At 72.8% G+C, this 6,026-nt stretch carries 6 protein-coding genes; 2 read left to right on the top strand and 4 right to left on the bottom strand.

Translation table 11 applies throughout. The features are described from left to right. Window positions 1–82: 82 nt before the first annotated feature. A complete protein-coding gene (locus FS769_RS06015) occupies window positions 83–1,258 on the bottom strand; it encodes a citrate/2-methylcitrate synthase (protein WP_144830692.1) in 1,176 nt (391 codons plus the stop codon). 52 nt (window positions 1,259–1,310) lie between these two features. On the opposite strand from FS769_RS06015, the gene FS769_RS06010 reads away from it, so the two are divergent. Both FS769_RS06010 and FS769_RS06005 read left to right on the top strand, forming a co-directional pair. Then, window positions 1,311–2,396: a citrate/2-methylcitrate synthase gene (locus FS769_RS06010; protein ID WP_144830689.1), complete on the top strand. Its 1,086-nt coding sequence runs from the start codon at window positions 1,311–1,313 to the stop codon at window positions 2,394–2,396. A gap of 208 nt (window positions 2,397–2,604) precedes the next feature. Continuing rightward, on the top strand, window positions 2,605–3,804 hold the full coding sequence (locus FS769_RS06005) for an MFS transporter (RefSeq protein ID WP_144830685.1): 1,200 nt from the start codon (window positions 2,605–2,607) through the stop codon (window positions 3,802–3,804). Between the two features lie 99 nt (window positions 3,805–3,903). On the opposite strand, the gene FS769_RS06000 is transcribed toward FS769_RS06005, so the two are convergent. Genes FS769_RS06000 through FS769_RS05990 form a run of 3 tightly spaced genes read right to left on the bottom strand, consistent with a single transcriptional unit; the run spans window position 3,904 to window position 6,025 of the window. After that, on the bottom strand, window positions 3,904–4,785 hold the full coding sequence (locus FS769_RS06000) for a helix-turn-helix transcriptional regulator (protein WP_144830683.1): 882 nt from the start codon (window positions 4,783–4,785) through the stop codon (window positions 3,904–3,906). 37 nt (window positions 4,786–4,822) lie between these two features. Next, on the bottom strand, window positions 4,823–5,194 hold the full coding sequence (locus FS769_RS05995; protein WP_144830680.1) for a hypothetical protein: 372 nt from the start codon (window positions 5,192–5,194) through the stop codon (window positions 4,823–4,825). Window positions 5,195–5,245: 51 nt separating this feature from the next. Further along, entirely contained in the window at window positions 5,246–6,025 is a 780-nt protein-coding gene (locus tag FS769_RS05990) for a DeoR/GlpR family DNA-binding transcription regulator (protein WP_144830676.1), read from the bottom strand. Window position 6,026 lies beyond the last annotated feature (1 nt).

Genomic DNA, 6,026 nt, shown 5'->3' with positions numbered 1-6,026 from the left:
TCCCTTCGACAAGCTCAGGGACCTCCCATCGACAGGCTGGGGGACCTCCCATCGGGGTGGCTGAGCTTGTCGAAGCCCCTCCTCACGGCCCCACGTACTGGCCGCGGGGGCGCAGGCGCATCGCGGGCTCGGCGTACTCGGCGGCGATGTGCGCGGTCCACCCCGCGATCCGCCCGAGCACGAAGATCGTGCTCGCGGCGTCGTCGGGCAGGCGCGCGGCCGACACGAGGGCCGCCAGCGCGAGGTCGACGTTGGGCCGGAGCCCCGTGCGGTCGGTGACGACGGCCGAAAGGCGCTCGACGGCATCCATCGCCGAGGCCCCGTCGGGGAGCGCGGCGATCAGCGGGAACAGCGCGTCGGCTCGGTCGTCGCCGTCGTGGTAGAGCGGGTGGCCGAAGCCCGGGATGCCGCTGCCCTCGCGCAGCGTTTCCGCGAGGGCGCGCTCGGGTTCCTGTCCGCGCCGCACGCGGGTGAGCAGGCGGGCGGTGCGCCTCGCCGCCGAGATGTGCAGCGGGGAATCCGCCGCTCCGAGGGCCGCGCTGAGCGCGGCGTACGCGTCGGCGCGCGCCGAGGCCGCAACTCGCGCGGCGAACGTCGACACGGCAAGGTCGTGGTCCATGAGCAGTACGAGCGCGGCGTTGACGGCGCCCAGCGTCGCGGCATCCGCCGATCCCCTCCAGCCGCTGACGAGCGAGCGCGCGAGCTCGACGTCGGGGGTGCCTCCCAGGGCGACGGGGAGGCCGGTGATCAGCGTCCAGCCGATGCGGTGGGCGGTCGCCGCCGACGCGTCGTAACGCAGCGGGTCGTCGGCCGCGAAGCCCGTCACCGCGGCGCGGAGGCGGTCCATGGCCCCGGCGTGCAGGGGGAGGGCCTCGACCATCGCGCGGGCGCTACCGATCGCGGTATCCGGCGCATCCACCCGCTCCGCGCCCCACAACCACGCGACGGCCTCGGCGAACGGGGTGCCGATCAGGTCGCGGGCACGGCGACCGCGGTACAACAGCTCGCCGTCTTCGATGTCGGCGATCTGCGTCTGCACCACCCCCAGCGGCATGCCGGTCGTGGGGTGCGTCGGCGTGCGGGCGGGCGTGCGTCGGCGGGCGGCGGCGAAGGCCTCGATCTCGAGGGCGTCGAAACTCGAGCCGTGCGCGTCGCGCTCGCGGGTCAGCAGTCCGCGTGAAACGTAGGCGTAGACGGTCTCGGGTTTGACGCCGAGGCGGGCGGCGACCTGCGCGGCGGTCAGGCGGGGGAGGGTCATATTGATCCGATCAACGTTGACGCTGTGACCGTCAGGTTCGCACACTGAGCCCATGAGCGACCTGATCGATGTGCCCCGCGGCCTGAACGGCGTCGTCGCGGCCGAGACGACCATCAGCGACGTCAACGGCGAGGCGGGCTGGTACCACTACCGCGGTCACGCGGCCGTCGACCTTGCGCGGTCGCACTCGTTCGAAGACGTCTGGCATCTGCTGGTGGTCGGAGAGCTTCCGGATGCCACGGCCCGAGCCTCCTTCGCCGCCCGCGTGACCGCGGCGCAGGGCGATCCCCGCCTCCCCGAGCTGATCACCGCCGTCGCCGCGCGCACCGACCAGCCGCTCGCGGCGCTACGCGCGGTGTGGACGCTCGCGGCATCCGCCCGCTCGTCGACGCCGCTGTACGACCTCGACCCCGCCGCCCGGCTCGACGAGGCGGTCGCGTTCGCGGCCATGGCGCCGCTCGCCCTCGCCCCGGGCGACGCATCGACCGGGCGGGGGATCGTCGCGGACTACCTCGCGCGGGTCACCGGGCACGACCCCGACCAGCGGCACGTGCGCGCCCTGTCGGCCTACTTGATCGCGGCGATGGACCACGGCTTCAACGCCTCGACCTTCACGGCCCGGGTCATCGCGTCGACCGGGGCCGACATGGCGTCGTGCCTCACCGGCGCCCTCGGCGCCCTGTCGGGGCCGCTGCACGGGGGAGCCCCGGCCCGTGCGCTCGACGGCCTCGACTGTGCCGGCGACGACCCGGCGGCGTGGATCGCGGGAGAGTTGCAGGCCGGGCGGCGTCTGATGGGCTTCGGGCACGCGGTGTACCGCACGAGCGACCCGCGGTCCGAGCTGCTGCACGGCGTCGCCGAGCAGTTCGGCGGCCCGCGCGTCGCGCAGGCTCTCGCGTTCCAGGTCGAGGCGGAGCGGCAGCTCGCGGCACGGCATCCGGAACGCCCTCTGCACGCCAACGTCGAGTTCTATGCAGCGGTGGTGATGGAGGAGTGCGGGATTCCGCGCGAGATGTTCACGCCCACCTTCGCGCTGGCCCGCACGATCGGCTGGAGCGCGCACGTGCTCGAGCAGGCGGCCGACCCGAAGATCATCCGCCCCGCCGCGCGGTACGTGGGGCGGCCGTTCGCGGGGTGATCCGGTGCCGTCGGCCGCCGCCCGGTGCCGCCGCCCGGTGCCGTCGTGCGGATGCCGCGGGCGACGCGCCGCGAGAACGGGCGGGCGGGACGGCGTGTCGAGGTCGGGATCCGCAGGACGGCGGCGGGGACCGGCCGCCCGGACGATCGGTCGGATGCCGCGGACGAACGGTCGGGCGCCCGCTCCCGCGCCGGACCAACATCGGAGCATGACCACCACCGCCCCCGTTCCCACCCCCGTCGCGGGGGTCCCCGTGATGCGTTACGGCGGGCTCGTCGTCGTGATGCTGCTGAGCTTCCTGCTCGTCACGGCCGAGTTCCTCCCCAACGGCGTGCTGACCGAGATGGCCGCCGCCCTCGGCGCGACACCGGGGCAGGCGGGCCAGACCGTCACCGTCACCGCTCTCGCGGGACTCCTGTTCGCCCCGACCGTGGGGCTGTTGCTGCCGCGGCTCGATCGCCGCTCGCTCCTGGTCGCCGCGGCGGCGTCGGCCGCGATCTCGAGCCTCGTGGTGGCGATCGCCCCGAGCCTCCCCGCGATCCTGATCGCACGGTTCCTGCTGGGTGCCGCCATCAGCGCGTTCTGGTCCATGTCGATCACCGTCGCCGCGCGCCTGTCGAGCCCCGACCGCATCGGTCGGGCGATGATGTTCGGCTCGGCAGGCCTGTCGCTGGCCACGGTGGCGGGCGTGCCGATCGGAGTCGCCCTCAGCGAGGCGCTCGACTGGCGGCTCGCGTTCCTGCTCATCGCCGTCGCCACCGCTCTCGTCGGCGTCGCCGTGCGGATCGTGCTGCCGCCCGTGCCGCCGGCCGCCGCGTCGAGCCTGCGCATCCTGGGCGACACCCTGCGCCGCCCCGGCGTCTTGGGCGGAATGGCAGGTCACGTGCTCGTCGTGCTCGGCCACTTCCTCGCCTACACGTACGTGCGCCTCTCGCTCGAGCGCATCCCCGACGTCACCGCCGGCACGATCGTGCTGCTGCTCGCCCTCTTCGGCGTCGGCGGGTTCGTCGGCAACATCGCCGTCGGCATGGTCGTCGACCGAGCGTTCGCCCGCCTCGCGGTCATCGGGCCCCTGGCCATCGCGCTGGCGATCGCGGCGGTCGCCCTTCTGCCCGGAGCCTTCGCCGCGGTGGCCGCGGCCGTGCTGGTGTGGGGCTTCTTCTTCTCGTCGTGGCTGATCATCGTGAACACCTGGGTGGGGCACTTCATGCCCGACCGTCTGGAGGCGGGCGGAAGCCTCGTCGTCACCGGTTTCCAGCTGGCGATCACCATCGCGGCGGGGGCCGGCGGCATCCTCGTCGACGCCGCAGGGGTGTTCGCGGCGGATGCCATCGGCATCGCGCTCCTCATCATCGGGGCCGTGCTGTTCGGGCTCTCCCTGCGCTCGCGCCGACCCGCGCGCGTCTGAACAGAGGCGAGTGGCTCAGCGCACCTCCCCGCGGAGGCTGTCGATGGGCCGCTCGTCCCCTTGCGCGAAGGGGTCGTCGCCGCGACCGACGGGACGGCGTCAGACGGTCAGCGGTCGCCCGGCGGTACGCCAGGCCGAGGGGGCGACACCGGTGTGGCGGCGGAACGCGCGCCGGAAGCCTTCATCCGAGCCGTAGCCGAGCAATCGCGACGTCTCCGACACCGAGGTGCCGGCGTCGAGGAGCTCCTTCGCCCGGCGCATGCGCACCTCGGTCACGTATGAGGCGGGCGAGGTGCCGAACACCTCGCGGAAGCGCGCGGCGAACACCGACCGCGACATCGCACCGAGCGCTGCGAGCTGGTCGAGGGTCCACTCGTGCCCGGGATCGTCGGCGACGGCCGCGACCACGCGGGTGAGGAACGGATCGTCGCTGAGCGGCGGCCACGACGCCTCGCGCTGGGTCGAGGCCCACGTGCGTAGCGCTGACAGCAGCACGGTCGTGACCATGAGTCGGCAGATCGTCTCATCGCCCTGGCGACCGGTGCCCGGCTTCGGCAGACCCAGGTGGGCGGCGAGTCCGGCGGCGGCCGGTTCGGCCCCGGCGAAACCGCCGACGAAGATCAGGGGTGGAAGAGCGCGCGTGTCGAGAGTGGGGACGACCTCGAGCGGCACCACCGTCACCTCGGCGCCCGACTGCGACGACACGGCGAAGGCGTGGCAGCCGAGCGAGATCAGCGCGTCTCCGGCGAGGAGGGTGCGGCCCCCGTCGAGGGTGGCCGCCTCACCGGAGGCGGCATCGACGGTGCAGGCGGAACGCGCGCCGGTGCGTCCGGTGATCTCGCCTTCGCGCAGGTAGACGATCGCCGCCTCGCCGCGTTTCAGCGACAGGGTGCCGCCCGCGGCGAGCGATTGCCGCCAGGCGTGGCCCGGCCGCACGTCGATGCTCGACAGGGCGCGTTCCAGAGCGGCATCCGGCGTCATGAGAGCGAGAACCGCCGCGCGACGGGCGGTATTCCGCTCAGCTCAGCAGCTCGAGTCCGCTGAAGAACCCGATCGAGATCGACAACAGCCCCGCGGCGACCCCCGCGATGAAGCCCGCCGCGGCGAGTTCGCGCGCCATGCGCGCATTCAGGCTCAGGATGCCGCAGACGAACGACACCAGCGCGAGCACCCACATGCCGATCTGGATCCACGCCACGTTCTCGAGGTGGGCGATCGCGCTCGCCGTCACGAGGAACAGATACCAGGCGATCACGATCACGCCGGTGACGAGCGCGATGATCGATACGACCCGCAGATCGCCCTTGGGTGTCGGCGGAGCGGGGGGCTCGTCGCGCGGCGGAACGTGGATCGCCGGTTCGAGCGAATCGGGGAGGTCCTCGTCTGCCATGTGCTGATCCTCCCAGGTCGCGGGCCGATTCAGCGGCGTCTTGACGGGCGCCTACGCCCGGACGACCTCGATGCCGGTGGCCGCGATAGCTTCGGCGGCGCTGTCGGGCAGTGCTGCGTCGGTGATCACCTCGGCCACCTCGGCGAGACGAAGGGCGCGGTATTTGGCGAACCGGCCGTATTTCGAGCTGTCGGCGACCAGCACTGCGCGCTCGGCGGCCTCGACCGCCGCCCGCTTCGCCTCGATCTTGGCCTCGACGGGAGTCGTGACTCCGTGGCCGAGATCCCAGGAGCTCGACGAGATGAAGGCGAGGTCGAGCGAGAGCTCGGCGAGGGTGAGGCGGGTCAGGCGGCCGATCGTCGACAGGTTCGTGCGATCCACCCGGCCGCCGACCGAGATGAGGTCGGCCGAGGGGTGGTCGAGAAAGGTCTGCACGGTGGCGATGTCGTTCGTCACCACCGTGAGATCGCGCACATGCTCGAGGAACGGACGCATGGCCTGCGCCGTGGTGCCGGCGTCGAGGTAGATCGTCATGGTGTCGCGCACGCGGGTCGCCGCGGCGCGCGCGATGGCCGTCTTCTCGGCGATCTCGCTCGTGGCCTTCTCGGCGCGCGAGGGCTCGAGCACGAGCCGGCTGACGAGCTTCGCTCCACCGGTGGTGGCCTGCACGAGACCCTGCTCCTCGAGCACGGCGACGTCGCGGCGCACGGTCATCTGGCTCACGCCCACCAGATCGCTCAACTGGCGGAAGCTGAGGACGCGTTCGCGATGCAGGGCCTGGACGATGCTCTCCCGGCGCTGATCGGGGATCATCGGAGCGGCTTCGGTCATC

The sequence above is a fragment of the Microbacterium sp. BH-3-3-3 genome, from assembly GCF_007679045.1.
GTDB classification, from domain to species: Bacteria; Actinomycetota; Actinomycetes; order Actinomycetales; family Microbacteriaceae; genus Microbacterium; species Microbacterium algihabitans.
Note: the sequence above shows the minus strand (reverse complement) of the source record. Positions and strands in the feature narration are given on the sequence as shown.